Source organism: Nonomuraea marmarensis, assembly GCF_043197025.1.
Lineage (GTDB): Bacteria > Actinomycetota > Actinomycetes > Streptosporangiales > Streptosporangiaceae > Nonomuraea > Nonomuraea marmarensis.
In genome coordinates, this window is sequence record NZ_JBICRM010000003.1 from 1 (window position 1) to 25,120 (window position 25,120).

The following is a 25,120-nucleotide window of genomic DNA, read 5'->3' on the forward strand; positions in this document are numbered from 1 at the left end:
GCGCCTACCACCACGCCATCGACGACCTCAGCCGCCGCGCTGGAACCGCTGCCTGACCAGCGATCCCAGCTCAACATCCACAAACTTGACTCGATCTTCCCGGCTTCGCCGAATCAAGCCGGGCTAGCGATAGTAGGCATGGTTCGGTGCTGAGCACATCGGGGGTCGACGGCGGTGATTCGCGATGGGGAGAGCTGAAACCGGCATCGGCAGACCAAGTCGATGGCAGGCGCGTCCAGAGCACCACGAGGGCAGTGCCGAAGGCCCTGCAACCAGGCCAGCACCTCATTGGAGGGCTGCTCTGCTGGCCGCGGCGCTGCTGCTGACATGGCTGACGCTGCGCTTCTCCTCGGTCATCGGCAGGTTGCTCAAGGACAACGGGCTCAACCTCGTGACCCGGGGTCATGGGCCTGCTGGCCGCCGCCATGGCGGTCCAGCTCGTCGCCGGTGCCGTTCAGTACTGGATGCGCTGGGGCGTCGCATAATCGGCGAAATTGGCCCTTCCTCCTACGCCATGTAGGACGTAAAGTCCGATCGTCGTGCGCGTGCATCCTTTCGAGCAGACAAAGAGGTCCGGCATGCGAAGAGGCTTACTCGCGTTACCTGCCGCCGCGATCCTGGCGCTGGCCATGAGCGGCATCGGGAACGCGGACCCCGTACCCCCTACCCCGAGCGCCAAGAGCGCGCAGCAGCAGCAGTTCTCCGACCCCGAGAAGGCGGGCGACCACCAGCACGGTGGCACCGACGGGCACATCCCGGGCACCCAGAAGAACGTCCAGCTCGTCGGCAAGCTCGACGTCAGCGGGGCCGTCGGGACCGACCGGCCAGGTCATATCGCTGACCTGGCCGTATCTGGAAATTTCGCCTATCTGGCGGCTCGCAGGTTGAACACCGACCCGTGCGGCACCGGTGGCTTCTACACGGTCGATATCTCCGATCCGAAGCACCCGAAGGAGCTCTCCTTCACCGCCTTCCCTGCCGGGTCTTATCCCGGTGAGGGCATGCAGGTCATCAAGCTGAAGACGGCCACGTTCAAGGGCGACGTCCTGGTCACCAACAACGAGATCTGCGCCGACACGCCCGAAGCCGTCGGCGGGATGTCGATCTACAACGTCACCAATCCGAAGCACATCGTCCCGCTGGCCATCGGGAAGGGCGACTTCAACGACGGCACTCAGACGGTTGCCAACAACGAGCACAGCGTCTTCGCCTGGCAGGCCGGGGCCAGGGCCTTCGCCATGATGTCGGACGATGACGAGCAGTCGATCGGCGACGTGGACATCATGGAGATCACCGACCCGGCGAATCCGGTGCTGATCGCCGAGACCAGCATCGCCGACTGGCCGAACGCCGAGGTCGGAGGCAACGGCCAGACCGTGTTCAACCACGACTTCCAGATCAAGAAGATCCGTGGCCACTGGCTCGGCCTGCTCTCCTACTGGGACGCCGGCTGGGTGATCCTCAACCTGGACGATCCGGCCAACCCCGTCTATGTCACCGACTCCCGCTACCCCGACCCGGAGAAGCTGCTCGGCTTCACACCGCCCGAGGGCAACGGTCACCAGGCCGAGTGGACCAACGACAACAGGTTCATCGTCGGTACGGACGAGGACTTCAGCCCCAGCCGGACCTCCTTCCAGATCACCTCCGGCGCCAACGCCGGGACGTACGCCGCGGGGGAGTTCGACTGGACCGTGCCCATCAGCGGCCTTCCCAGCAAGACGTTCGAGGGAGGCAAGACCGTCTGGGGCGGCACTGGCTGCGAGGAGGACGTCGACGGCAACGGCACCAGCGACAGGGCCGAGGTGCCGACCAAGGCCAGCACGGGAGCGGACGTCGTGGTCTTCACCCGCGGTACCTGCTTCTTCTCCGTCAAGGTCGAATCCGGCCAGCTGGCGGGCTATGACAAGGTGATCGTCATCCAGAGCCATGTCGCCAGCGGCGCCGGACGGTTCGCCGACGCATTCCTCTGTGGCAGCCAAGGCCACCCGTTCACGGTGACCGCCTCGGCTGTCTGCGTCGGCCACCGGGCCGGGCACCTGCTCTTCGGCGACCCGCCGGAGTACACCTCCGCGCCCGAAGGGTCGGACATGCCGGCACTGGGCACGATCGGTGCGGGCGTTAAGGCGAGCACCACGTTCGACGGGTGGGGGACCGTGCACCTGTTGGACGCCGGCTCACTGAAGGAGATCGACAACTACGCGATCAAGGAAGGCACCGATCCGACGTTCGCCACCGGTTTCGGCGACCTGACCGTGCACGAAGTCGCGACCGACCCGGAGCGGACCGACCTGGCGTACCTGTCCTACTACGCGGGTGGCCTCCGCGTGATCAAGGTGGGCCCCAGGGGCATCCAGGAGGTGGGCCGGTACGTCGACGCCGGCGGCAACAACTTCTGGGGTGTCGAGGCCGCCGAGCTCAACGGCAAGACGTACATCTTCGGCAGCGACCGCGACAGCGGGCTCTGGATATTCCGCTACACCGGTAGCTGATCCGATGGATGAGCCGATGCGGGTTCCAGTCCCGCATCGGCTCATTCCGTTCGGCGGAGCGCGGCCTCGACGGGCACGAACTGCATCTGTGGACGCCGGGCGTGAATGTCGCCGGGTCAGCCGGTGCTCTTGTGGCGCTGGTCGAACGGCCCACTTTGGCCCGGATTTCCGCATCCCTCCATGGAGCACCATCTACGGCCACATCCAATCCAGGCGCCGCCGAGCAGCAGTTGGGTGAGGTTGGCGGCGGCCAGGTTCGGGCTGCGGAATATGGACAGGCGCATCAGCGGCTCGCGGCGGCCGGTATCAGCGGGCCAGTGCCCAGCAGCGCGACAATCGCCGGGGCCGCCGCGCCGTACAGGGCGAGGGGCCTTGGTGAGCTTCCAGGTCGGCCCATTCCCTTTTATGCGCGCTACGCACCCCTCCACATACGACGTTCGTCGAAGTTCTGCAGAAGGTAGGTTTTTTGGGCATAACGTCACGTTCAGGTCACGGTATCTACTACAGTGCATCGTACTGGCCGGGTGATCTGCCTTCTCCCGAAGGCGACCGGTCAGCCGCTGAGTCCCGCTGTGGCGGGAGCCGGGGATCCAACCAAGTTCGGCGACTGGTACTACGCCAACGTGGACCAGAGCGATCTTTACTTCAAGACCGCTCCCTGGTGTGACATGTTCATCACGTGGGCCGCCAACCAAGCGGGTGTGGAGAAGTACGTCGGCGAGTTCGCCTACACCGTCGACCACGCGAAATGGTTTCAGGCCCAGGGAGCATGGAGTGACGAGCCTGAGCGTGTTCTACGACTGGGGCGGCTCGAGAGACGTGGGGCAGATCGACCACGCGGGCATCCTGGAGAAGGTCGACGGCGAGAGGATCTTCACGATCGAGGCCAACGTCGACAAGGTATGGCTCAAGCGCAAGGAACGCGATCAGAGCAAGGTCGTGGGATACGGATTGCCGGGAAAGGTCCAAGAGAAGGCCCCAGGCGAGGATAGGGACGTCGTACTCCTCGAAGGCGAACTGGGGGATCCTCCGGCGCAACCGGCTGCGTACCAGAGAGCCGTGAAGCCGAAAGCCGTAGTGGCACTTGCGCCGGCACCGGCGGAGGCCATGCCGTTTGTCGACACGATGGCCGTACCGGCGGGTGTCATGGCCGCGCTGCTCGGTGCCGTGCTGATCATCAGGCGGGCGAGAGCGCGGCAGTCAGTCCAGCGGTCCGCGACGGGCGGGCGGCACCGCCGGGGCGGCGGCAGGCACAGGACCGCGGCGGCGTAGCGGGGATCAGCCTGCCGCGCCGTTGTAGGCGGTGGTGAAGGGCTTTCCGCCCTTCTCGGATTCCAGTACGGTGCCGTCCTCCATGGCGGCCGGCAGCCGTCGGTGGTCCACGGCCAATTAGAGGCCGAGGAAGGAATGGCAGTGGTGGGCGAGGAACACGCTCACGCCCGGGACCAGGGCCAGGGTGGCGGGGCCCGCGAGTAGCACCGTCACGGCGAGGAGTCCGGCCAGGCGTTCCCGCCGGCCGAGCGGTGCCTGGGGGTTCAGCATGCGGCGAACGCGCATCAGCGCGGTCTCGCCGCCGGCGCCCAGCGCGAAGGCGGGCACGCGTCCGGTGGCCAGCCGGACGAGGGCGGCGGCGATGTGGATGCGCGGGTGGCGGCTTGCCGCCACGTCGTCGGCCAGCAGCTCGACCAGGCGGGCGACCTCGGCTCGGGCCTGCTCGAACAGCGGGACGCGCGGGAACGCCCGCGTCACGGTCTCGGCGGCGGCCAGCAGCAGGTGGTGGCGGCCGCGCAGGTGTGCCTGTTCGTGCGCGAGCACCGCGGCGACGTGCTCGGGAGCCAGCGACCGCAACGCGGCGGTGGTGATGACCGCGTGCCCCTTCCGGCCTGGCAGGCAGTAGGCCATGCGCTCGTCGTAGTCGACCACGACCGCGTCGAGGTCGAGATCGTGCCGGCCGAGCAGGGTGAGTGCATCGGCGTGGTGCCGTCGTTCGCGCCGGGCGCCCAGCAGGACGGCGCCGCCCGTGTAGGCGAGCCGGGCCAGGACCAGCCCGGCGGCGATGAGGCCGACGCGGGTGCTCGTCGTGCTCAGTGTCGCTTCGTCGCCCAGGAGGGCGGCGCACGCCTCGAACAGCCCGGCCAGACCGTGGCCCACCACGGAGGCGGGTACGGCCACGGCGAAGGCCGACAGTAGCGCCGAGATGACGACCGAAGCGCTCGCCGCCTGCCACATGGCGATCGCCAGCCTGGGCGCCCGATCGGTCCATGCCGCTCGCCGCAGGAACCTGGGCAGCACCAGGGCGGCGAAGGCGCTGTACAGGGCGAGGATGACCGCCACGGTCATGAGCTGCGTCCCTTGGGCGGGTACACCTGGAGCGCCGATTCGAGGGCGGTTGCCTCGTCGGGGGTGAGGCGTTCGAGGAAGTGCACCAGGGTGGCCGCCTGGTTGCCGCTGTTTGCCAGCGACTCGCGCATCACGTCGGCGGTGTAGGCCTCCTTGGACGAGACCGCCTCGTAGACGTAGGCCCGGCCGACCGGCTTGCGTCTGAGCAGGCCCTTGGTGTGGAGCTTGTCCATCACGGTCATCACGGTCGTGTAGGCGAGGTGCCGATCCTTCAACAGATGTTCCAGGACGTCCCGGACTGAGGCGGGCTGTTTGATCGCCCACATGCGATCCATGATCGTAGACTCGAGCTCTCCCAGGCCACGCACCATCTGACAGCCACCTCCACCTGCGGTTCCGCCTCATGCTACCGGCGATCGTAGATGCGCGGTCTAGTCGCAGGTCATGCCAGGGCGTCCAGGCGGTCGCCGGCCACGATGGCGCGCTTGATCTGGATCAGGTCCTTGGATGCGTTCACCGCGACCGCGCCGGCGAGCACCCCGTCCTTGGCGAAGGCGACGGCGAAACGACCCTCGTCGATCGACCCGGCGACGACCTGGCCGCTGTCGGCCAGGTGCGGCAGGCCGCCTTCGGGGTGTGCGGGCAGGCGTCGTGCTCGGGCTCCGGTGGCGATGACGAGCCCGTCGTAGCGGATCTGTGTGCCGTCGTCCAGGGTGAGCGAGCGATCGGCGGCGTTCAGCCGTACTGCGTGACGGCCCTTCAGCCACTGGTCGCCGAGTTCTTCGGCGCCGGGAAGCGTGATCTCGTCGTCGCCCTTCAGCATGCTCTTGGACAGCGGCGGGCGGTTGTAGGGCAGGTGCCGCTCCGCGCCGATCAGGATGACGGTGCCGTCGAAACCCTCTTGCCGCAGTGCCTGGACGGCACGAAGGCCTGCCAGGGAGGCCCCGACGACGGCGATGGTGTTCAGCTCTCTCATGAGTGAGATAATACCCCTACGGGGTATAAGCATCAGAGTGACTTACATCTCAAATACCTGTAGGGGGTTAGGGTTGTAAGGACGTCATTCCTGACGTATGTTCCGAACGACTCATACCCGTCAAGGGTATTGATTTTCGAGGGGAGTCGATATGAGCAGTGCGACCTACAGCGTGAGCGGAATGACCTGTGGACATTGCGTGGGCAGCGTGAAGTCCGAGGTTGGCAAGATCGCCGGTGTCACGGCGGTCGACGTGGACCTGGCCACCGGCAAGGTGACCGTGACCGGAAACGAGCCCGTCGAAGAGGCTCTTGTGCGCGATGCCGTTGAAGAGGCGGGCTACGAGCTGGTCACCGCCTGACCAGGGCGCCCGGAGGCAGTGGGCCACGACTGCCTCCGGGCTTGTCTAGCGACTCACCGCAACTCGGCCAAACGTACTGCGACGGCGCCGGGTGCGGTGTTTTGGCTTCTTGGTGAACGACCGTATGCCGTGGGCCGTACCTCTATACGGCGGCGCCCTGGACAGGTATTACGACGTCCCTTAGTAAACTGATGGGCTCCGGAGGTGCCGAACACCAAGGGAGCGCCGGTGGGAGTCGTGCGGCGACGCCTCGCGTTGCGAGTCGTGCGCGGCTTCCTGCTCGTCGTCCTCTCCTTGGGCGTGTACGGCATGCACACGCTCGGGCATCTCGACGCCCGCCATGGTAGCCCCCCGGCTGATGCCCACGGCATGAACGTGGCCCAAGAGGCCGCCCCCGCGACACCTGCGGGCCTGCTGGCCTTCGTTCCCGACCCCGGCGTGCCCGGGTTCGACCCGACGAGCGTCTGCCTGGCCGTATTGACCGCGCTCATGGTCGTGCTGGCGATCGCCGCCTGGATCACAACGCGCCGGCGAACCGGCGGCCAAGGCCGGTCGCCCTCGGCTGTCTGTCAGGTAGCCAGGCCTCCGCCGAAGCCCACGTCCTTGCGCCTGGCACGTCTCTCGATGTTGCGCGTATAGGCCGATGATCACGCGGACTGGCTCCCCAGCCTGTCCGCGAACAGGCCGGAAATTCCACCAACACCGAGAGACCAGGCAACCATGCGTATCAACCGCACGATGTCGTTCACGCTTGCCGCGGGCGCACTCGCCCTCCTGACCGCCTGTGGCGGCAACGGCGGCTCCATGGCCGGACACGAGGGGATGAGCAGCAGTGCCCCTGCCGCCACCACCGCCAGTGCCCGGCCGTCGGCCACCTTCAACGACGCGGATGTGATGTTCGCGCAGATGATGATCCCGCATCACGAGCAGGCGGTCGACATGGCAGATATGGCGCCGACCCGGGCGAGCGACCCGGAAATCAAGGATCTCGCGGCCGAGATCAAAGCGGCGCAGGATCCGGAGAGCTGGACCATGCGGGGCTTGCTGGCCGAGTGGGGCAAGTCCGCGTCAGAAGGGCACATGGGGCACGGCATGACGGGCGTCCTGTCCGAGAAGGAGATGCAGAAGCTGGAGGCGGCCAAGGGCAAGGAGTTCGACAAGCTGTTCGCCGAGCGGATGATCGCCCATCACAAGGGTGCGATCGAGATGGCCCGCACCGAGCAGACCGGCGGCTCCAACCCGCAGGCCAAGGACCTGGCCAAGACCATCGAGACCACCCAGCAGGCCGAGGTGACCCAGCTGCGGGGAATCCTCGACCGGCTCTGATTTCATGAGCCGCCCGGGCGCGACGAGCGCTCGGGCGGCTCATGACTCACGGCGAGCAGGGGTTCCTACGGCTCGCCGTACCCTCTCTCGTCAGTGTGGGACGACGCCGTCGGCCAGCACCCGCCGGTAGTTCGCGACGCGGTCTTCGACGCTGTCCAGGCAGCAGCTGGAGCATTTCACCTGCTCGGCCGAGGTGTAGTAGAGGCAGCAGGTGTTGCGCAGATAGAAGAGTCCTTCCCGATCGTCCTCCTCGAGCCGGATGACCGTGCCCAGGCGGTCCAGTCCGCCGGCCGCGGTCAGGAAGGTCTCGTAGGCGCTTTCCAGTTGGTCGACGTCTCCGCCGCGCCGGCTGGCGATGCAGAAGGCTGCCGCGCACCCGTGGGCCACCCCGCCGTGGAGCTGGCGCAGGCCGGCTCGTGTGCGTACGCGCATGGCCTGCGCGAGAGGAAGGAGGTGCTCGTCCAGGACCCATTCCACCAGGGTTGTCACGGGCGCGTCGGTGACCTTGGGGTCGCGCAGCCCGACGGCCTCGAAGCCGTGGTGCGGGGAGAGCCGGATGGCCGTGTTCTGCGGGCGCATGTCGACCACCACGCCCTCGACGGCCCACGCCAGCACGGCGGAGGCGGTCACGGTGCCCGCGTACACGGCCATCACGGTCAGCGCGGTCGCGTGGTCGGAGACCTGGCCGCTTGCCCGGCGCTCGGCGTCGAGCACCTGGCCCAGCTCGTCGGACCGCGGGTCCAGCAGCCGGTCGCAGGCGATCCAGTCCTCTCCCGCCGCGAGCCCGCGCTGGAGCCGGAAGCGGTCGCCGAAGGATTCCAGCCGCGTGAAGACGTCGATCACTCTTGCCGTCCCTGTTCGTCAGTACGCCGAGCTCCGTCGGGGGAGGTGTTCGGCTCGGAGGTCATCGGTGTCGTCATACTAGGTGTGATAGTAGGGTCCGCGCACTGGTGATGCTTGCGGCGTCCGTGCCGGTGCGTCCTAAGGCGCGTACCGGTCGGCCGGCAGGAAGGGGATCAACCAGTGGTACGTCTGATCTGGGCAGTCGTCGTGTAGCGAGCAGCGCCAGGCGGCTCACCCTGTGCGGATGGAGCTGTGCGAAGCGCAGGGCGAACCCGCCGCCCCACGAGTGACCGATGATGGCGACCTCTGGCAGGCCGACGGCGTCCAGGAAGGCTCCGATGGCGTGGGCTATCGCGTCGACGTCGTGGCCGAATGCGGGGTCGGTGACCGCCGTCTTTCCCTGGCCGGGAGGATCGAGGGCGTACACGGTGTGCTGCTCGGCCAGCACGCCGACCATGGCATGAAAGGTCAGGCGCCAGCCTCCGCTACCCGGGAGCAGGAGCACGGGAGGGCCGGTTCCTGCTTTGTGGTAGCGGAAGCGGGCAACGGGCGTATCTATGTAGAGGTCTTTCGTATGATCACCGGACTAGGTTCGGGCTGCTTCGAGCAGCTGGACCGTATACGGGTGGGACGGAGCGCGGGCGATGTCCGCGCACAGCCCGTGCTCGACCACGGTGCCGTTGCGCAGCACCACGATCCGGTCGCATGACTGCACCGCTTCGCCCAGGTCGTGGGTGACGAACAGGACGGCGAGCCCACGGTCCCCGGCCAGCGTGCGCAGCGTGGTGGCGATGCCGGCCCGGGTGGAGACGTCCAGCATCGAGGTGGCCTCGTCGGCCACCAGCAGGAGGGGATCGGCCGCGAGCGCGCGGGCTATCGACACGCGTTGCCGCTGCCCGCCTGACAGCTGGCCGGGGAAGCGCCGCAGGAATTCGGGTGTGCCGGGCAGGCCGGCCGCCGCCACCGCTTCGCGCACCCGGGCGTCCCGCTGTTCGCGGGGCGTTCCCGCTACCGCCAGCGGTTCGGCGACCAGGGCGGCGACCCGCATGCTCGGGTGGAGGGCGTCGTAGGGGTCCTGGTGGATGAATCCGATCCGGCGCTGGAGGCGGCGCAGGTCGCGGCCGCGTAGCGTGGTCAGCGGCTCGCCGGAGACCTCGACGCGGCCGCCGGCCGGGCGGAGCAGGCCGAGGATGATCCTGGCCAGGGTGCTCTTGCCGGAGCCGCTCTCGCCAACGAGCCCGACGATCTCCCCGGCGTGCAGGTCGAGGTCCACGTCCCGCAGCGCTTCCACGGTCCTGGAACGAGCACGGTAGACGTGCCGGACGCCCGACACGCGGACGACCGGTGCTCCTTGGCGGTGGTCGCCCCGTGGCACCACCGGGTACGTCGGCTTGTCCTGGTGGTGGCAGGCCACCTGCGCCGTGCCGTACGTGCGGAGTTGTGGTGCCTCCTCAGTGCACAGGTTGGTGGCCAGCGGGCAGCGCGGAGCGAACCTGCAGCCGTTCGGCAGCAGGTCGAGCGGGGGAGCGGAGCCGGGGATGCTGCCCCACGGCACCTGCCGGTCCGCGACGGGTGTGGCGGTGAGCAGGCCGGCGGTGTAGGGATGGGCGTGCTCGGCGGCCAGGGTGCGGGCGGGACGGACCTCGGCGAGGCGTCCTGCGTACATGACCGCGACCCGGTCCGCGTACGGGATCAGCCCGGCGAGGTCGTGGGAGACGATGAGCATGCTGGTGCCGAGATCGGCCAGCAGCGCCAGGATCTGCCGCTGGGTGATCGCGTCCAGGCCGGTGGTGGGTTCGTCGGCGACCAGCAGCCGGGGTTCGCCCGCCAGGGCCAGGGCGATCGCGACTCGCTGGTGTTGTCCTCCCGACAGCTCGTGCGGGTAGCAGCGCAGCATGGCCTGCTGGAGTCCGACGCGTTCGAGCAGGTCGGCGGGGTCGGCTTGGCCGCCGTGCAGGGTGAGCATCTCGGTGAGCTGCGCGCCGATCCGGTGCACGGGGCTGAGGCCGGTCATCGCGCCCTGCGGCACGATGGCGATGCGGCTGCCCCGTATGTTCTTCCAGTCGGTACGGCCGGCCAGCTCGTCCTCGTCGAGCAGTGCGGAGCCGGTCACGGTCGCGGCCCGGGGGAGGAGACCGAGCAGGGCGCGGGCGAGCGAGGTCTTGCCGCAGCCGCTCTCACCGACGAGCGCCACGATCTCGCCCTCGGCGACGTCCAGGGTGATCCCGTCCACCGCGGTCAGCCCGGCATAGCTGACGGTGAGGTCGCGCAGTGACAGCGTCATCGGGTGGCCTCTCTGAGCGCGGGGTTGAGGCGTTCCTCGACGGCGATGCCGATGAGGGCGAGGGCGAGCACGGTGAGCGTGATCGCGGCTCCCGGCGGAAGGGCCCACCACAGCCACGCGTCGGAGAGGAACACGCCGTTGGTCTGCACCCAGAACAGCGTGGTGCCCCAGCTGGGCGCGGTCGGGTCGCCCAGGCCGAGGAAGGACAGGGTGGCATCGTAGATGACGGCGCGCATCGCCGTACGGACGAAGACCGGGATGAGCAGCGGGCCGATCAAGTAGGAGCCGTGCCGCAGGAGCAACCACCAGCGCGGCGCCCCCATCGCGCGGGCCACCTCCAGGTGGCCGCGAGACCACGCGGTCAGTACGGCGGCGCGCAGCACCCGAGCCGGGACCGGCCAGAGGATCAGCGACAGGATCGCCACCCGCACGCCGAAGGACTGTCCCAGGAACGCCGCCGCGAGGATGTAGAGGATCAGCTCGGGCAACACCAGCATGACGTCGGTGCCGCGCATCAGCGTGGCCGACATCCAGCGCGGCCCGATCCCCGCGGCGCCACCGACCAGGGCGGCGAGCAGGGTGGTGCTGGCGGCGACGATGAAGGCCAGGCTCAGCGAGGTACCGGCTCCGACGATGAGCTGGTCGAGCAGGTTCCGGCCGAGGTCGTCCGCCCCGAGGGGCAGCCCCTGGCCTGGCGGGGCGTAGGGATCCGCGACCCTGGCCCGGCCTGCGTCGTCGGGGAGCGCCGTGCCGTACAGGGCGACCCCGATGACAATGGCGAGGAGCCCGGCGCCGATCAGGCCCTGGGCACCGAGGAGGTCGTGGCGAGGCGCCCGCAGGAACATCATCGGCGGCCTCCGGTCCTGGCGCGGGGATCGAGCAGGGGATAGGTGGCGTCGGCCAGGGCGTTCATCAGCACGACCATCAGCGTCAGCACCAAGAACGCGCCCTGCATCAGCGGATAGTCACGGGCCGCGATGGCGGCGAAGGTCAGGCGGCCGAGCCCGGGGTAGGCGAAGACGGTCTCGACCACGATCGAGCCCGCGGCCAGGAAGCCGATCTCCATCATGAGGATCGTGTGCACGGGCAGCAGCGCGGGCCGCAGCGCGTGCCGCCGGACGAGCCGCCCGTACGGGATGCCCCTGGCGTGCGCGTGCTGGATGGGCTCGCTGGTCAGTACGGTCAGCAGCGACGATCGGGTGTAGAGGAACAGGTAGCCCATCCCGGTCAGCGTCATGGTGCTCACCGGCAGGATCAGGTGCAGCAGCACCCCGGAGACCGTGACACCCTCGACACCCGACACCCCGAAGGTCGGCAACCACTGGAGCTGGACCCCGAACAGCACGATCAGCAACATCCCCAGCCAGAACTGCGGGAACGAGTCGAACACGATGGCCCCACCCAGCAGGCCCGAGCCCTTGCCCCGCCGCCTGCGCAGCGCTCCCACCACGCCCAGCGTGACTCCCACCAGGGCGGTGGCCACGATGCTGGTGCCGACGAGCAGCAACGTCCAGGGGAGCGCCTCGCCGAGCGCCTGCGTGACCGGGCGCCCGTCGGACAGGGAAGTGCCGAGATCGAGAGTGAAGACGCCGCCGAGGTAGTCGAGGAACTGCTCGGGCAGGGGTTTGCCGAAGCCGTACTGGGTGGCCAGTTGCGCCCGCTCGTCGGCGGTGAGCCTGGCGAGCGCTTCCGGGCTGCCGAACAACTTCAGCGGGCCCCCGGGCAGGGCCCGGGGGAGCGCGAAGTTCAGCGTGAGCGCCACCGCCAGCACGGCGGCGTACTCGGCCAGCCGGGGCCCGCGAACGCGCCTTCACCACCGTCAGCCGCGTCGGCGGGATCTTCATGATCGCCAACCTGGGTCCGGGCCGGACCGCGGCCTTCTTCACCTACGGCACCCCGGACCCGGCCGCCGAACTGTCTAAGGGGCCGCGGCGGGCGCTGCAGGAGGCCTACCGCGACATCGCCTGGGCCGTACCGGATCTGATCATGGACATGCCCGCCGACGGCTGCTATTTCGACAGCGTCAGCCAGATCGTGGCCGACCGCTGGAGCGCCGGGCGGGTGGTGCTCCTTGGCGACGCCGCCTGGTGCGTCACCCTCTTCGCCGGCTACGGCTCCTCGCTGGCCGTCGGAGGCGCCGAGTCGCTGGGGACGGTGCTGCGGCGCCATCCCGATGACATCCCCGCCGCCCTTCATGAGTGGGAGGCCGAACTGCGTCCCGAGGTGGCGGAACGCCAGGCCATGGGCCGCCGCAACACCGGATCCCACGCGCCGGCGAACCGGCTGGACCTGTTGAAACGGGATCTGCCCCTCCGCCTGGCCACCTTCCCACCCGTCACCCGCTTGCTACGCAGGCACCTCCGCCTTCACTAGCTCTAGCCGCGTGGCGTCGTGAAGATCGTGCCCTTGCACACGCGAAACCTTGCCGATGTCAGGGCGGCGGCCGTATCTGAGACCTCGTGAGGCGCACTATGCTCCATAGTAGATGTGGCGGCGTAGGCAAATGATCTAGCACAGCCCACGTCGCCACATCTCCTCTTTCGGCGGTCTTGAGGTCGTCAGCGGGAGCGTCGCGCCGGCCATACCAGGTCCCTAGCGGCTAGGCCGGCGCGGCGCGGTCAACGGAGGGTGGTCTCCTGGGTCTGCGGGTTGAGGTGGTGTTGCGGGCGCCCGATCGCGCGTAGGCCGGACAGCTTCCAGACCAGGAGGCCTCGGGTGATGTCGGATTCGTAGATCAGGCCGTTGTACCAGTACGTGGACCAGTCACCGCGGAGTTGTGTCGGCACCAGCGGAGCCGGGTCGGCGTAGGCGATTTCCCGGGCTTTGGCCGGGTTCGTGAAGTCAACGACGCTGATCCCCGACTGGTAGTTGCCGCTGACCAGGACATATCGCCGGTCCAGCGGGATCACGTTGTAGTTGTGCAGCGTGCAGTTCTCCTCCACCGTCTGGGCGCGTGGCAGCACCCACTGGCCGAGCTTGGCGCCGTTGGCCGCGTTGTAGAAGAACAGCGACTTGTGCGTGTCGGTCTGGACGACGCCGCCGGGCAGGACCGTACCCGTGGCCGTGCATCTCGGGCCGCCACCGCCGGCCGGTTCCCAGCCGAGCACGATCACTTTGCCGTCCCAGGTGAACGCGGCGGAGTGCCAGCGCCCGGAGCCCTGGGTGAGGTCGCCGACTCCTGGCTCCCTGATCGTGTAGAGGAAGTTCGGGTCCTCCAGGCTGCCGCCGGGCCAGGCGTTGTCGCCGATGTCGAACACGTTGGCCCCGTCCGCGCTGGCGCACGCCGCGAGGTTGGCCGAGCCCTGGATGACGCCCATGTCATGACAACCGGTCGCGACTCCCGGCGTGAACGGGCCGTCCAGCGGCTCCCTCCGCAGCAGGCGGGCGCCGGCCGGGTTGGCCAGTGGCACCTCGATGACGTCGATCGCGTCGCAGCCGCTGGAGACGTTGCTGTAGACGATCAGGCGGCGATGGCGGAGGTCTGGAGCGACGGTGGCGGTGTGCGAGCCGCACTCCGTCTCGACCGAGCCGACGAGCGCCGGGTCCTTCTCGTTGCTGAGGTCGAAGATGTGGACGCCTTCGAATCCTTCGGGAACCGGCTGGCCGTCGCAGGTCGCCCCGGCGGGGGCGGGGGAGTTCCACGAGCGGATGAGGATCTTGTCCCAGACGACGACGTCACCCTGGTCGCCGAGACACTCCTGGAAGGCGATCTCTTTGGGGTTGTTCCGGTTGCTGATGTCGAGGATGCGGAAGCCGTTGTAGTGGCCCTGGTACGCGCGGTTCCGCCAGAAGGCCAGGTCGGAGTTGGCGGTGAACGGAGTGATCGTGTTCGCCTTGGGGGAGAAGCCGATGGCGTGCATGTTCTTGCTGGTGGTGAACGTGCTCGCGGCCTCGACGTGATCGGCCAAGGCGGTCTGCGGAAGCAGGAGGATCAGGCCTGCCGCTGCGGCGAGGAGGAGGTGTACTCGGGACGCAAGTCGCATGGGCACGCTCCTGTGGGAGTCAACGCCTGATGTCACCCTTTATGGGTGAAACCTGCAAAGTGTCCGACGGCGTGTAGGAGATGTCAACATTCGGGTTTGCCGTCGCGGCAGGGGTGATCTCTAATGAGGTGGTGGCATGGACGATCTCGGCTCTGGCGCTGTTCGTCTACCTGGTCGGCACCCGTTCAGGAGTGCTGCTCGCAGGCGTTGCGTGGACCCGGCGACGGCCGGCGCTGGCGGTGGCCTCATGGGCGGCGCTCGTCACGGCGTTCCTCTTCGTGCTGTCCCTGCTCACTCTCATGCTTCTCGCGTGGCCGTCCGGCCCGGTGCATGCTTGGATCGAGCACTTCCACGACTGCGTCCCGGGGCATACCCACACCGGCGAGATAGTCGCCATCGCCGTGGTCGTCCTCGTCAGCGCTCTGCTGTTACGGGTGTCGTACCGTGGGCTGGCCCGTGCCGGTAAGACCTACGCGGGTCGCCGGCGGCATCACCTGTCCGTCATGCTCGTCGCCACGTACCCGGAGCAGCCGCGAGACGTCTGCCTCATCGACCACCCGGCCCCGGTCGTGTACTGCCTTCCGCGCCGCCGGCGCCCGATAGTGATGACCACGGGAGCGCTCGCCGAGCTGAGCCCCGCGCAGGCTGAAGCCGTGCTGGCGCACGAGCGCACGCATCTACGTCATCACCATCACGGCCTCCTCGCCGTGGTCGACGCCCTGCGAGTCGCCTTCCCCTGGGCCACGACGATTGCGCAGGCACAATCGGAACTCTCCGAGCTGATCGAACTCGCCGCGGATGACGCCGCCGCGCTCCGGTGCGGCCCGGCTCCCGTCATCGACGCGCTCCGGCAACTGACACCATCGCCTTTAGGTCCTGAGCCGGGAACCGGGCTCGAGCAACGGATCGCTCGCCTGGAAGGTCGAGCGGCCAGCCGAAACTCCCCACCGCGGGCCGCGCTGGCGCTACTGGGTACGGCATGCGGCGTCCTGGTGACCGCCGTGGCCGTACAGCTGTCCTGCTAGAGGCCTCGGGCTCCTGTTTGTCCAGCCCTATCCGCCGGACACGACGACATCGCCATCGCCCCGGCCAGTGCGGCTGGCGCAATCGCAGGCGCACGAGGGGTCGCTGGGTTTCCGCGCAGGGCTTGAATTAGGTAGGGGGATACTCATTCCCTTCGGGCTGGCTCTCCTTAGCCTTCGGGTAGGCACGAAGGAGGATGAAAATGGCCACCTTGCCCAACCTGGTGATCGAAGCCATGGCGGACCGAGCAGTGCGCTTGCACCACATGCTCTGGCACGCGTCCCGCGATAGGTGGGAAAGGCTCACCGAAGCCGAGCGGAAGGTGTTCCGCGATCACGGCTGGGAGCCGCCCCGTCCGTCGCTGACGGCGGACAGCCAGGTCGAGTTCGGCAACGGCTCCGGCGAGGACTTTCTGTTCATGCACCGCGAGATGATCCGCACCGTGAACGAGATCCTGGCCGAGCTGGCGGATCCACTGCACCCTCGGGTGGTGGGATGGCCGGCCATACCGGCCGCGGAAGACGAACAGTTCCCCGTCCCGCCGCCGTTCACCGTGCCCGGTAGCGTCGCGACGACCGATGCCATACAGCGAGCCAAGAGCGCGGAAACGCTCGAGCGGTTACGTGAAAGGGAAGCCCAGGTCACCGATCCAGTGGTGCTGCGGGGAATGACGCTCGGCCGCCTCGGTGCGTTCATCGAGTTCCGCATCCACAACACCCTGCACATGCGCTGGGCGGCGGAGATGCCCGGATACCGGCCAGGCGGCTCGTCGTTCGACGTCGATCCCCGATGGGACGTGCCAAGCTACGACTGGCTGGCCGACACCTACTCGAGTCACGTCAATCCGATCTTCTGGAGGCTGCACGGCTGGGTCGACGCCCGGATCGACGACTGGATGAGGGCCAACGAGGTGACCGGGCCGGTTCCCTGGTCCTTCGACCCTCCATGGACAGGGCCAGGAGACCATCATCACCCCGTGGTCGAGCTGGCACTTCGCGCCCGTCCAGGCAACGCCGAGGCCGTCAGCCTCGAGTCGCACGTCCGCGCCTTGGAAGACACCGTCAGGGCGTTGCGGGACAACGGCATCCCCGAGCCCGTCCCCTTCCTCCCGCAGGACTGATCGCACGATGGACGCCGCAGACCTGACCGGGGCCTACACGTACCGGAGCTTCCTCGACCTGCCCGACCCGGTGGACGACTTCAACAGGCTCCGGTTCGGGCAGCTGGAGCTGAGACTGTCAGCCGAGCCGGACGGAACCCTCAGCGGGCTCCTGCTCTTTCCCGCGCCACCCGGAGCCGAACCCCAGCGCATGGACATCACCGGAAAGGTGTCCGCCGAGGCTCCGCTGCAATTCCACTTCACCGGCAAGGGCCGCCCGGGCACCGCCATCGCAGACTTCCACTACGAGTACGACGGAACCGTCCTACGAGGCTGGGAGGCGGGCATCGGCCAGCGAATGACGCTCGCGGGAACCGTCCTTCGAGCAGCGGACCACGGATCTCGCGCCGGCCTGGCCAGGGCAGGCCAGACGGCCAGCTTCCTCGCGGTCAGACGAGGACCCTGACCCTGCGAGGCGGATCGGTGACACGGCCGGCCACCAATACGCCGGCCGGCGCGAACCATCGTTCCCGGAGCCTCCCGCTGGTGTGGGCCAACGACATGCTCATTCACGGTTGCTCTTCAGCGGAGTTCTCAGCATGAGGTGGCTCTGTGCGTGGACGCCGCAGGGAGCGACCTAGTGATGTCCCTAGCCTTGATAGACGTCCACAGGCGCGGGACGGGCAAAACGGCGGTGCCCCGAAGGGCACCGGAGTTGATCACACCTCGGCTGGCTCGGCGCGGTCGCCGCGTACCTGGCACTCGATGTCGCGGCCGTGACCAGTGAGGATGTGGCGACCGTACGCGGCGGCTATCTGGCCATGGAGCTGACGGTCTCGTACGTCATCGTCCCGTTGGCCTTTGCGGCGCTGGTCACCGGTGTCGTACAAGCCCTGGGAACCCCATGGGGCTTGCTCCGGCATTACTGGGTGCTGGTGAAGCTCCTGCTGACGGTCGTCGCCACCGTCGTCTTGCTGGCGGAGACGAAGACCATCAGCGCCATGGCGGAGTACGCTTCCTCCGATGCCGATCCCCGCGCCCTGCCGGGCTCACTGCCCCACTCTGTCGGCGGCCTCGTCGTACTGCTGACGATCACGATGCTTTCCGTGGTCAAACCGCAGGGTCTGACCCCGTACGGGTGGCGTAAGCAGCAGCAGCGTCGCAAGAAGAGCGACAAACGCATGGTGGCCACGGGATAGATGAAGCAGCCAGGCCGTCGGTGGCGATGCCGTTCCGTCTACGCCTCGAGCACGCGCCGGGCGGCGCCTCCGCCGTGAACATCTCGGCCTTCACCCGGGGCAGCGCAATCGGCATCTACCTCGGTGGCACGCCCATCGACGGCGGGCTCGGACTTGCCTTGGTCAACTGGGTCGGCGGTCTGCTCACCAGCGCCGGGCTCATAACCGCCCTGGTCGCCTGGGCCGTCCTGGACCGGCGGCGGCCAGTCCAGGTCCATCCTGTGCTTGTCGTACACCATCACCACTGAACAGCGGTGATCTCCCCGCGCGAGATGCGAGGGAAGATCAGCCATGTACGACCTACGCAGTCTCCTCGGCCGGCTCCAACCCGCCCAGCAGGTTGAAGGCGCCGGTCAGCAGGTTCAGGGTGACGAGGCCGACGAGCTCTGCGATGATCCGGTCGCTCCAGCCGTGCGCCCGCAGCTCCTTGACGTCCTCATCGGTGATCGAGGACGGCTCCGCCAGCACGCGTACAGCCACGCCGATGAGGGCGGCCTCCCTGGCGTCGGTGGAGGTTCCCTGCCGGGCCAGGGCGATGTCGGTCTCGCTCAGTCCGGCCGCGCGGCCTCCCTCGGCGTGCGCGTTGAGGCAGTAGGCGCAGCCAATCCACTCCTGTACGGCGAGCGAGACCTTCTCGCTGAGCGCGCGGGGAAGCTTGATCCGCTTCATGGCCCGCGAGAAGTCCAGATAGCCCTGGAGCAGCGCGGGTGAGTGGGCCATGGTGGCGACCATGTCGCCCACGCTGCCCCTCCTGCCGATGATGTCGTTCAGGAGTTCGCGGGACTTGTCCGGCGCATCAACGGGGTTCAGAGCTGTCAGACGTCGCATGTGTCCTCCTCGGCACTTATGTCCAGATACCGTACCCCTCCATGGTATAGATTGCGAGGGAGCGATGACACCTTTGAACCCGACGAACGTGGCGGGGGAGAAACTCTCGATTTCCCAGCCCTTGGTAAAGGCGCGCGTGTGGAAGCCGTAGTCGCGGTAGTCGGGCAAGGTCTTCGGTGCCGGAAAGGACGACCAGGGCGGGCCGCCAGGTGACCACGATGAGCCAGTCCAAGACGTGCGCCCTTCGGCCGCTACCCGTGGACCTACTCCTACATCGGTGATGAGCATGTGCTGCTCGGCATCTTGCGCCACGGCGACAACCCCGCGGCCCGCCTGCTGCGCACGCATGGCCTGGAGCTGGCTGATGCGCGGGAGCGGCTGCGCGAGATCGGGCCCGCGCTGCGGCCGCACGTCGATGGCTGCCAGGCGTTGCGCGCGTTCGGGGTGGATCCCGATGAGCTGCGCCAGCGTCTGCAGGCGGCCTTCGGCAGCGACGCCGTGGCAGCCGCCGAGCGGCGGGTGCGGTGCCGCCCGTGGTGGCGCGGCGGCCGGACGGGCTGGGCCCGCCCGTGCACCTTCCTGCTGGCCAAGCGGGCCTTCGGCTTCGCCGCCCGCATCGCCGACCGGCAGAAGGCGCCGGGTGTCGGGCCGGAGCATCTGCTGTACGGGGTGCTGCACGACGCGCTCGACCCGGTCGGCACCCAGCTGAGCAGGAAAGGCCGCCGGCAGCTCGCCGAATACGCCTGGCAGCCCGGCCGCCCCAACCCGCTGCGACTCCTGCTCGAATCGCGCGACCTGGACCCGGTACGACTGCGCGCCCAGCTGTGCGCCGAACAGGGCTGGCCGACGTGAAACCCGCCGATGTGCACGAGGGGTCGGGCCATGTAGGGCCTGCCCTAGCAAAGAGCGGGCGGGGCCGCGACAATGAGCCGGTGCGCTACCTGGACACCGACGACCCGCTGGCGGTCGCGGTGGTGAACGCCATCCACCGCGGCGACACCAGCCAGGTGCGGCATCTGCTGGGTGAGCATCCCGCTCTGGCGCGGGTGCGGCTGGGTGATGAGGGCGGCATGTCGCGCACTCTGCTGCACGTGCTCACTGACTGGCCCGGGCATTACCCGAACGGTCCGGCCATGGTGCGCCAGCTGGTGGCGGCCGGGGCCGAGGTGGAGGGCCGCTTCGCCGGCCCGCACACCGAGACACCGTTGATGTGGGCGGCCAGCAGCGATGACGTGCCGGTGCTGGAGGCACTGCTGGAGGCCGGCGCCGACATCGACGCGACCGGCGCAGTGATCGGCGGCGGCACCGCGCTGTCGGACGCGTGCGCGTTCGGGCAGTGGAAGGCCGCCCGCCGCCTGGTCGAGCGCGGCGCTGCCACGTTGTTGTGGGAGGCGGCCACGCTCGGGCTGATGGATCGCATCACCGCCGCGTTCGCCGCCGAGCCGCCTCCTGATGCGCAGGAGGTGACGCACGGGTTGTGGGCGGCCTGCCATGGCGGGCAGCAGCAGGCCGCCGCGTTCTTCCTGCATCGCGGCGCCGAGGTCAACTGGGTCGGCTATGACGAGCTGACCCCGCTGGATGCCGCGCGCCGCTCCGGCGCCGATGAGCTGGCCGCCTGGCTCGTCACCACACACGGGGCCCGATCCGCGGCCCAGCCCGGCTGAGCCCCGCACCCCCGGTCGCCGTGGTACCCGCGCCGCAACCCGGGGCTCCGCAGCACCTGATCCGGCGGGCGTCGTAGCCAGGGCTGCCGGAGAAGCCGAGCTTGTAGGCCCCACCGTAGAACCACACCATCAACGGCCGGCGGCCGGATCCGGGTCGGGCGTCCAGACGTTGACCGTCAGCCAGTCGTCGCCCGTCGGCGCGTCCACCACCCCACTCCTCCCGGCGAACCCCGCCTCCTGCGGGGGTGGCGGACCGAAGGAGAACGCCTCCCGTACCCCCTCCCACGCGCGCACAGGGCGCGGCGCCGCGAACCGCGCATCACCGACCGGCGGCTGGGCGAACGGGATGCCGCGGAAGACGGCCAGGCCGTCTTCCGCGCGGCCGCGCACCGCGCCGGCGGTGGTAGGGACCTCGGCCTCGAAGAACTCAACTGTCGCCATCGACAACTCCTCACTGGTGGAACTACTCATATCGGTTAAATCCCGGGGACCGAAGAGAACCCGGACGGAAGTCTGCGGACGCGCCGGCCGCCAGGGCCGGCAACGCGTTCACGGCGTTCACGGCGCCGGCCACACCAGCAGGTCCGGCCCGCAGGTGTTCGGCGTCACCACCGTCACTGTCTCGCGCGCGCCGCCGCTGTCCAGTCAGCCACGGTGGTGACGTCCGCCTGCTGGGGGAACACCTTGTCCACGAGTACCCGGTGCACCTCCGGGTCGGAGTCGAGACAGCCGTCGGCCAGGATGGTGAGACGGAAATCCAGGTCGGCCGCTTGGCGCAGAGTGGACAGCACGACACCGCTGGTGGCGATGCCGGTGAGGACAAGGTGTTCGATGTCGCCCGCTCGCAGGACCATGTCCAGGTCGCTGCCCGCGAAGGCGCTGATGCGTCGCTTCGTGACGACGATGTCGCCGGATTCCGGTGCCACGTCCGGATGGATCTGGGTGGCCTGGCCGTTGTCGGCCACTGCGCCGGCGCGAGCGAGCGGGCCGAATGTCTTGTTGCGAGTGCTGATTTCCGGGTAGCCGGGGCGGAACCCGATGACCACATAGATCACCGGGATGCCGACCGCCCTGGCGGCGTCCGTCGCGTCGCGCAGGCGCGGCAGGTAGGCAGGATCCGGGTAACGGTCTACGACGACCCGTTGGACATCCATCACGAGGAGAGCGCTCTTCGGCACTGTCGTCCTTCCGTAGGTTTGGTGGATCGAGTGTTCTGCTGCCGGCCCACAGCGCGGTGGTGGGTGCGCCATGGACGTGGACTGACCCGTCGCTGGGCGACAGTCCCTCATGTGCATCCTCGGCCCTATGCGCCTGCGGCCGACCGTCGTTCACCCGGATCCTCGTGCGACGACGCGTGCCGGTGCCGGGGTGAGGCCGCCGATGTCCATCCCGAGCGCCTGCCGGGCCGCGCGTCGCCCGAACGTCTCGGCGTCGATGCGCACGCTCGTCAGCGGTGGCACCGACATCTCCGCGTACGGGCTGTCGCCGAGGCCGATGACGGCGAGCCGTTCGGGCACGGGCAGGCCGAGGTCGTGCGCCGCCGCGAGCACGCGCAGCGCTGGCAAGTCGCCGAGAGAGGCGATCGCGGTGATGTCAGGGTGCGCGCTGAGGAACGCCTCGACGGCGGCGACGGCCTTCCCTCTCGCGGCGGGCACGATCAGGGTGTACGGCGGCGACATCCCGAGCATCCCGGCCGCCTCGGTCGCGTACCTGTGGTGCAGCTCGATCAGACGGCGGTCGTCATCGTCCGGGAACGCCAGCGCGATATGGCGGTGACCGCGCTCGGCGAGGTGCCGGATCTGCACCGCGGTGTGCGCGGCCAGTCCGTCCACCCAGCCGCCGTCGGCGGGTTCCCGGCCGTCGGCGTAGATCTCGCCGAGGCGCACGATCGCGCACGGCCGCACCGCCTCCAGCAGCGGCTGCACCGGATCGATACGGCTGGGCCGCACGAGCAGCACGTGATCGGTGTCGGCGAGCTCGCCCTCCAGGCCGCGGATGAAGTCCTGCAGGTTGGTGCCGTCGCCGATGGCCGCGACGTCCAGCAGCACGATCCGCGACGTGCCCTCGCGCAGGGCCCGGGCGATGCCGTGTGGCACGTAGCCGAGCTCGCGCGCCGCGCGTCGCACCCGCTCCTTGGTCTCGGCCGAGATGGTCTGGTTCGGCGCGTTGTTCAAGACGAAGCTCACCGTCGCCGGTGACACACCGCTGGCCCTGGCCACGTCGCCCATCGTCACCCGCGTTGACGCCATGCCCTGCCCCTGAATATCGACACTCACCGCTATGCGCTACCGGCTGCTAGTGTACGACTAAATCGAATTAGTGATGGTGGCGCAGGTGAGTCGGAGCCGGCGGGCCACCCCAAGGAGGCAAGCGATGCGCACCGTGATGGTGACCGGGCCAGGACAGACCGCCGTCGTGGAGGAGCCAGAGCCGTCCTGCGGCCCCAAGGACATCGTGGTGAAAGTGAAGGCGTGCGGCATCTGCGGCTCGGACGCCCACTACACCACCATCGGTGGCATCCCGCCGCGCCAGGGCGCGACCCCGCTCGGCCACGAGCCCGCGGGCATGGTGATCGAGGTCGGCGCCGAGGTGAGCGGCCTGAGCACCGGCGACCACGTCGTAATCAACCCGATGAGCGACCCCCGAGGTGTCATCGGCAACGGCGGCCCCACAGGGGCGCTCACCGACGCCCTGCTGATCAAGGACGCAGAGGTCGGGCGGAGCGTCGCCATCATCCCCAAAGACCTGCCCTTCGAGGTGGCCGCGCTCAACGAGCCGATGGCCGTCGCCTACCACGGCGTCAACCGCACCAACCCCAAACCGGGCGACAAGGTCGTCATCTTCGGCGCCGGCCCCATCGGCCTGGGCGCCGCGATCGCCTACCAGGACAAGGGCGCCGGCCACGTGATCGTGGTGGACATCATCGGCTCCCGGCTGGACAAGGCCCTCGCCATCGGCGCGGACGCGGTAATCAACTCCGCCGAGGAGGACGTGGCGGCACGCATCCGCGCACTGCACGGCACCGGCACCGACGGCATCGGCGCGCCTCGGCTCGGCACCGACATCTACTACGACGCCGCCGGTGTCCCCCAGGTGATCGACACGGTCATGGCCTCGGCCAAGCACCGCGCGACGCTCGTGATCGTCGCCGTGCACAAGAAGCCGGTGCCGCTCGACTTCGGGCAGATCCTCACCAGCGAGCTCACGCTCGTGATGTCGATGGGCTACCCCACCGAGATCTTCGAGGTAACCCAATCCATCATCGCCAACCGCGACAAGTACACCCGCCTCATCAGCCACCGCTTCCCCTTCGTCGACGCGCTCGAGGCGCTCAAGGTGGCCTCGACGCCCGGCGCCGCCGACAAGGTGGTCGTCACCTTCGACTGACCGGCCTGGCAGCCCGCCGGCGCTCTGATCGCGCCCCCGCCGAGCTGTTCGCACACTGGGCCTGGATGCGCACGGTGTCTCAAGTGCCGCCGCTGCGGTGGGTGCTCGCCTCGACCCGGATCGCCCGACCTACCATGTGACCGTGACCTCGACTCCCCGACGTGTGTCCCGCTCCGCCGCCCATGATGTGGCCGTGCCAAGCATCCGGGATGTCGCCGCCGCGGCAGGGGTGTCCCACCAGACCGTCTCGCGGGTGCTGAACCAGTCGCCGCGGGTGCGGCCGGAGACACGTGCGACCGTGCTGGCGGCCATTGAGCGGCTCGGGTTCCGGCCCAGCCGGGCCGCCCGCGCGCTCAGCCTCGGCCGCGCCCGTGGCATCACTGTGGTCACGTCCAACACCGTGCTGTACGGCTACGCCGCCACGCTGCAGGGGATCGAGGAGGCCGCTCGCGCCGAGGGCATGGCCGTGGGCGTCAGGGTGATGGAGTCGGCCGAGCCCGCCGAGGTGAAGCAGACTGTGGACTACGTCAGCGACGCCAGCGCGGGCGGCGTCGTGGTGATCGCGTTCGATCCGATGGGTGTCGCGGTGCTGGAGGCCCTGCCGGAGCACGTGCCTGCCGTCGCCGCCGCCGAGCCGACCGCGCCCGACCTGGGCCGGGTCGCGATCGCGCTGGACGAGCGCCGCGCAGCGGCCGACGCCACCCGCCACCTGCTGGAGTTGGGCCACCGGACCGTGCACCACGTGGCCATTCCCTCCGAGGGCACGTCAGGGGGGCGGCAGGCTGGGTGGCGGGACGCGCTCACCGAGGCCCAGGCGGAGATCACCGAAGTGCTCGGGTGTGGCTGGGACATAGGCTCCGCCTATGCGGCCGGACAGCGGCTGGCCGCGGAATCGGACGTGACGGCGATCCTGTGCGGCAACGACGACATCGCCCAGGGCGTGCGCCGGGCGTTGTACGACGCAGGCAAGGACGTGCCGGGCGACGTGAGCATCGTCGGTTTCGATGACATCCCCGGCTCGGCGTACTGGACGCCCGCGCTGACCACCGTGCGGATGGATTTCGAGGGATTGGGGCGGGCTTGTTTCCGCGCCGCTGTGGCGGAACTGACGCGCCAGGAGCAGCCCCGGGCGCATCTCGTGCCGCCGAGCCTGGTGGTGCGCGAGTCCACCGCGCCTCCGCCCCGCTTCTGAAACCGCGACGTAACGATCCCGCAAAGAGGGCTTTCCTTCGCAGCATGTGACCGCTCACACTAGCAGGCATGTGACCGGTCACAC

At 68.9% G+C, this 25,120-nt stretch carries 28 protein-coding genes; 15 read left to right on the plus strand and 13 right to left on the minus strand.

The window, feature by feature from the left end; translation table 11 throughout:
* Window positions 1-578: 578 nt before the first annotated feature.
* Window positions 579-2,492, plus strand: a complete 1,914-nt coding sequence (locus tag ACFLIM_RS05405) for an LVIVD repeat-containing protein (RefSeq protein WP_393162533.1) — start codon at window positions 579-581, stop codon at window positions 2,490-2,492.
* Between the two features lie 774 nt (window positions 2,493-3,266).
* The gene (locus tag ACFLIM_RS05410) at window positions 3,267-3,764 is read left to right on the plus strand and encodes a hypothetical protein (protein WP_393162535.1); all 498 of its coding nucleotides are present in this window, start codon (window positions 3,267-3,269) and stop codon (window positions 3,762-3,764) included.
* Between the two features lie 117 nt (window positions 3,765-3,881).
* Here ACFLIM_RS05410 and ACFLIM_RS05415 read toward each other — a convergent pair whose 3' ends face one another.
* From ACFLIM_RS05415 to ACFLIM_RS05425, 3 genes are all read right to left on the minus strand, one after another.
* Complete coding sequence (locus ACFLIM_RS05415) at window positions 3,882-4,832, minus strand: M56 family metallopeptidase (RefSeq protein ID WP_393162537.1); 951 nt, start codon at window positions 4,830-4,832, stop codon at window positions 3,882-3,884.
* Window positions 4,829-5,203, minus strand: a complete 375-nt coding sequence (locus ACFLIM_RS05420) for a BlaI/MecI/CopY family transcriptional regulator (RefSeq protein ID WP_393162539.1) — start codon at window positions 5,201-5,203, stop codon at window positions 4,829-4,831. Before ACFLIM_RS05420 ends, ACFLIM_RS05415 begins: the two co-directional genes overlap by 4 nt.
* Window positions 5,204-5,274: 71 nt before the next feature.
* Window positions 5,275-5,808 carry an FAD-dependent oxidoreductase gene (locus ACFLIM_RS05425; protein ID WP_393162540.1) on the minus strand — a complete coding sequence of 178 codons (534 nt, stop codon included), beginning with the start codon at window positions 5,806-5,808 and terminating at the stop codon, window positions 5,275-5,277.
* Window positions 5,809-5,959: 151 nt separating this feature from the next.
* On the opposite strand from ACFLIM_RS05425, the gene ACFLIM_RS05430 reads away from it, so the two are divergent.
* The 3 genes from ACFLIM_RS05430 (at window position 5,960) to ACFLIM_RS05440 (ending at window position 7,495) form a co-directional block, all read left to right on the plus strand.
* Window positions 5,960-6,169, plus strand: a complete 210-nt coding sequence (locus tag ACFLIM_RS05430) for a heavy-metal-associated domain-containing protein (protein ID WP_393162542.1) — start codon at window positions 5,960-5,962, stop codon at window positions 6,167-6,169.
* A gap of 228 nt (window positions 6,170-6,397) precedes the next feature.
* Window positions 6,398-6,808 carry a hypothetical protein gene (locus ACFLIM_RS05435; RefSeq protein WP_393162544.1) on the plus strand — a complete coding sequence of 137 codons (411 nt, stop codon included), beginning with the start codon at window positions 6,398-6,400 and terminating at the stop codon, window positions 6,806-6,808.
* Window positions 6,809-6,907: 99 nt separating this feature from the next.
* A complete protein-coding gene (locus ACFLIM_RS05440) occupies window positions 6,908-7,495 on the plus strand; it encodes a DUF305 domain-containing protein (RefSeq protein WP_393162546.1) in 588 nt (195 codons plus the stop codon).
* Window positions 7,496-7,585: 90 nt separating this feature from the next.
* Here the strand turns inward: ACFLIM_RS05440 and ACFLIM_RS05445 are convergent, their stop codons facing one another.
* The 5 genes from ACFLIM_RS05445 to ACFLIM_RS05465 all read right to left on the minus strand — a co-directional run bounded on the left by ACFLIM_RS05445 (window position 7,586) and on the right by ACFLIM_RS05465 (window position 12,384).
* Window positions 7,586-8,338, minus strand: coding sequence for a (2Fe-2S)-binding protein (locus ACFLIM_RS05445; RefSeq protein WP_393162548.1), 753 nt, complete (start codon window positions 8,336-8,338; stop codon window positions 7,586-7,588).
* A gap of 73 nt (window positions 8,339-8,411) precedes the next feature.
* Window positions 8,412-8,843 (minus strand): alpha/beta fold hydrolase, encoded by a 432-nt coding sequence (locus tag ACFLIM_RS05450; protein WP_393162550.1) that lies wholly within the window; start codon window positions 8,841-8,843, stop codon window positions 8,412-8,414.
* A gap of 81 nt (window positions 8,844-8,924) precedes the next feature.
* Window positions 8,925-10,622, minus strand: a complete 1,698-nt coding sequence (locus ACFLIM_RS05455) for an ABC transporter ATP-binding protein (RefSeq protein ID WP_393162552.1) — start codon at window positions 10,620-10,622, stop codon at window positions 8,925-8,927.
* Window positions 10,619-11,470 (minus strand): ABC transporter permease, encoded by an 852-nt coding sequence (locus ACFLIM_RS05460; protein WP_393162554.1) that lies wholly within the window; start codon window positions 11,468-11,470, stop codon window positions 10,619-10,621. The genes ACFLIM_RS05455 and ACFLIM_RS05460 overlap by 4 nt, the downstream gene beginning before the upstream one ends.
* Window positions 11,467-12,384: an ABC transporter permease gene (locus ACFLIM_RS05465; RefSeq protein WP_393162556.1), complete on the minus strand. Its 918-nt coding sequence runs from the start codon at window positions 12,382-12,384 to the stop codon at window positions 11,467-11,469. Before ACFLIM_RS05465 ends, ACFLIM_RS05460 begins: the two co-directional genes overlap by 4 nt.
* A gap of 80 nt (window positions 12,385-12,464) precedes the next feature.
* Between ACFLIM_RS05465 and ACFLIM_RS05470 the strand changes: the two genes are divergently transcribed.
* Complete coding sequence (locus tag ACFLIM_RS05470; RefSeq protein ID WP_393162558.1) at window positions 12,465-12,995, plus strand: FAD-dependent monooxygenase; 531 nt, start codon at window positions 12,465-12,467, stop codon at window positions 12,993-12,995.
* Window positions 12,996-13,240: 245 nt separating this feature from the next.
* Here ACFLIM_RS05470 and ACFLIM_RS05475 read toward each other — a convergent pair whose 3' ends face one another.
* Window positions 13,241-14,605, minus strand: coding sequence for an LVIVD repeat-containing protein (locus ACFLIM_RS05475; protein ID WP_393162560.1), 1,365 nt, complete (start codon window positions 14,603-14,605; stop codon window positions 13,241-13,243).
* A gap of 131 nt (window positions 14,606-14,736) precedes the next feature.
* Between ACFLIM_RS05475 and ACFLIM_RS05480 the strand changes: the two genes are divergently transcribed.
* The 5 genes from ACFLIM_RS05480 to ACFLIM_RS05500 all read left to right on the plus strand — a co-directional run bounded on the left by ACFLIM_RS05480 (window position 14,737) and on the right by ACFLIM_RS05500 (window position 18,213).
* Window positions 14,737-15,630 (plus strand): M48 family metalloprotease, encoded by an 894-nt coding sequence (locus ACFLIM_RS05480; protein WP_393162562.1) that lies wholly within the window; start codon window positions 14,737-14,739, stop codon window positions 15,628-15,630.
* A 200-nt stretch (window positions 15,631-15,830) separates the two neighbouring features.
* Window positions 15,831-16,748: a hypothetical protein gene (locus tag ACFLIM_RS05485; RefSeq protein ID WP_393162564.1), complete on the plus strand. Its 918-nt coding sequence runs from the start codon at window positions 15,831-15,833 to the stop codon at window positions 16,746-16,748.
* 7 nt (window positions 16,749-16,755) lie between these two features.
* Window positions 16,756-17,193, plus strand: a complete 438-nt coding sequence (locus ACFLIM_RS05490; protein WP_393162566.1) for a hypothetical protein — start codon at window positions 16,756-16,758, stop codon at window positions 17,191-17,193.
* Between the two features lie 310 nt (window positions 17,194-17,503).
* The gene (locus tag ACFLIM_RS05495) at window positions 17,504-17,926 is read left to right on the plus strand and encodes a hypothetical protein (protein ID WP_393162568.1); all 423 of its coding nucleotides are present in this window, start codon (window positions 17,504-17,506) and stop codon (window positions 17,924-17,926) included.
* 20 nt (window positions 17,927-17,946) lie between these two features.
* Window positions 17,947-18,213 (plus strand): hypothetical protein, encoded by a 267-nt coding sequence (locus ACFLIM_RS05500; RefSeq protein WP_393162570.1) that lies wholly within the window; start codon window positions 17,947-17,949, stop codon window positions 18,211-18,213.
* A 52-nt stretch (window positions 18,214-18,265) separates the two neighbouring features.
* Here the strand turns inward: ACFLIM_RS05500 and ACFLIM_RS05505 are convergent, their stop codons facing one another.
* The gene (locus ACFLIM_RS05505) at window positions 18,266-18,793 is read right to left on the minus strand and encodes a carboxymuconolactone decarboxylase family protein (protein ID WP_393162572.1); all 528 of its coding nucleotides are present in this window, start codon (window positions 18,791-18,793) and stop codon (window positions 18,266-18,268) included.
* A gap of 273 nt (window positions 18,794-19,066) precedes the next feature.
* On the opposite strand from ACFLIM_RS05505, the gene ACFLIM_RS05510 reads away from it, so the two are divergent.
* Both ACFLIM_RS05510 and ACFLIM_RS05515 read left to right on the plus strand, forming a co-directional pair.
* A complete protein-coding gene (locus ACFLIM_RS05510; protein WP_393163284.1) occupies window positions 19,067-19,645 on the plus strand; it encodes a Clp protease N-terminal domain-containing protein in 579 nt (192 codons plus the stop codon).
* An 80-nt stretch (window positions 19,646-19,725) separates the two neighbouring features.
* Window positions 19,726-20,457, plus strand: a complete 732-nt coding sequence (locus tag ACFLIM_RS05515) for an ankyrin repeat domain-containing protein (protein ID WP_393162573.1) — start codon at window positions 19,726-19,728, stop codon at window positions 20,455-20,457.
* A 129-nt stretch (window positions 20,458-20,586) separates the two neighbouring features.
* Here the strand turns inward: ACFLIM_RS05515 and ACFLIM_RS05520 are convergent, their stop codons facing one another.
* From ACFLIM_RS05520 to ACFLIM_RS05530, 3 genes are all read right to left on the minus strand, one after another.
* On the minus strand, window positions 20,587-20,898 hold the full coding sequence (locus ACFLIM_RS05520; protein WP_393162575.1) for a carboxylesterase family protein: 312 nt from the start codon (window positions 20,896-20,898) through the stop codon (window positions 20,587-20,589).
* A 173-nt stretch (window positions 20,899-21,071) separates the two neighbouring features.
* Entirely contained in the window at window positions 21,072-21,635 is a 564-nt protein-coding gene (locus ACFLIM_RS05525; protein ID WP_393162577.1) for a cysteine hydrolase family protein, read from the minus strand.
* Window positions 21,636-21,785: 150 nt separating this feature from the next.
* The gene (locus ACFLIM_RS05530) at window positions 21,786-22,733 is read right to left on the minus strand and encodes a LacI family DNA-binding transcriptional regulator (protein ID WP_393162579.1); all 948 of its coding nucleotides are present in this window, start codon (window positions 22,731-22,733) and stop codon (window positions 21,786-21,788) included.
* Between the two features lie 97 nt (window positions 22,734-22,830).
* Here ACFLIM_RS05530 and ACFLIM_RS05535 point away from each other — a divergent pair, with 97 nt between their 5' ends.
* Both ACFLIM_RS05535 and ACFLIM_RS05540 read left to right on the plus strand, forming a co-directional pair.
* The gene (locus tag ACFLIM_RS05535; RefSeq protein WP_393162581.1) at window positions 22,831-23,844 is read left to right on the plus strand and encodes a zinc-dependent alcohol dehydrogenase; all 1,014 of its coding nucleotides are present in this window, start codon (window positions 22,831-22,833) and stop codon (window positions 23,842-23,844) included.
* 193 nt (window positions 23,845-24,037) lie between these two features.
* A complete protein-coding gene (locus tag ACFLIM_RS05540; RefSeq protein ID WP_393162583.1) occupies window positions 24,038-25,036 on the plus strand; it encodes a LacI family DNA-binding transcriptional regulator in 999 nt (332 codons plus the stop codon).
* Window positions 25,037-25,120: the final 84 nt, after the last annotated feature.

Excerpts from the sequence above, each read along its gene's own strand:
- ACFLIM_RS05405 (WP_393162533.1), top strand. The coding sequence starts at position 579 with ATGCGAAGAGGCTTACTCGCGTTACCTGCCGCCGCGATCCTGGCGCTG.
- ACFLIM_RS05415 (WP_393162537.1), bottom strand. The coding sequence starts at position 4,832 with ATGACCGTGGCGGTCATCCTCGCCCTGTACAGCGCCTTCGCCGCCCTG.
- ACFLIM_RS05420 (WP_393162539.1), bottom strand. The coding sequence starts at position 5,203 with ATGGTGCGTGGCCTGGGAGAGCTCGAGTCTACGATCATGGATCGCATG.
- ACFLIM_RS05425 (WP_393162540.1), bottom strand. The coding sequence starts at position 5,808 with ATGAGAGAGCTGAACACCATCGCCGTCGTCGGGGCCTCCCTGGCAGGC.
- ACFLIM_RS05430 (WP_393162542.1), top strand. The coding sequence starts at position 5,960 with ATGAGCAGTGCGACCTACAGCGTGAGCGGAATGACCTGTGGACATTGC.
- ACFLIM_RS05440 (WP_393162546.1), top strand. The coding sequence starts at position 6,908 with ATGTCGTTCACGCTTGCCGCGGGCGCACTCGCCCTCCTGACCGCCTGT.
- ACFLIM_RS05455 (WP_393162552.1), bottom strand. The coding sequence starts at position 10,622 with ATGACGCTGTCACTGCGCGACCTCACCGTCAGCTATGCCGGGCTGACC.
- ACFLIM_RS05460 (WP_393162554.1), bottom strand. The coding sequence starts at position 11,470 with ATGATGTTCCTGCGGGCGCCTCGCCACGACCTCCTCGGTGCCCAGGGC.
- ACFLIM_RS05470 (WP_393162558.1), top strand. The coding sequence starts at position 12,465 with ATGATCGCCAACCTGGGTCCGGGCCGGACCGCGGCCTTCTTCACCTAC.
- ACFLIM_RS05475 (WP_393162560.1), bottom strand. The coding sequence starts at position 14,605 with ATGCGACTTGCGTCCCGAGTACACCTCCTCCTCGCCGCAGCGGCAGGC.
- ACFLIM_RS05485 (WP_393162564.1), top strand. The coding sequence starts at position 15,831 with ATGGCCACCTTGCCCAACCTGGTGATCGAAGCCATGGCGGACCGAGCA.
- ACFLIM_RS05490 (WP_393162566.1), top strand. The coding sequence starts at position 16,756 with ATGGACGCCGCAGACCTGACCGGGGCCTACACGTACCGGAGCTTCCTC.
- ACFLIM_RS05505 (WP_393162572.1), bottom strand. The coding sequence starts at position 18,793 with ATGCGACGTCTGACAGCTCTGAACCCCGTTGATGCGCCGGACAAGTCC.
- ACFLIM_RS05520 (WP_393162575.1), bottom strand. The coding sequence starts at position 20,898 with ATGGCGACAGTTGAGTTCTTCGAGGCCGAGGTCCCTACCACCGCCGGC.
- ACFLIM_RS05535 (WP_393162581.1), top strand. The coding sequence starts at position 22,831 with ATGCGCACCGTGATGGTGACCGGGCCAGGACAGACCGCCGTCGTGGAG.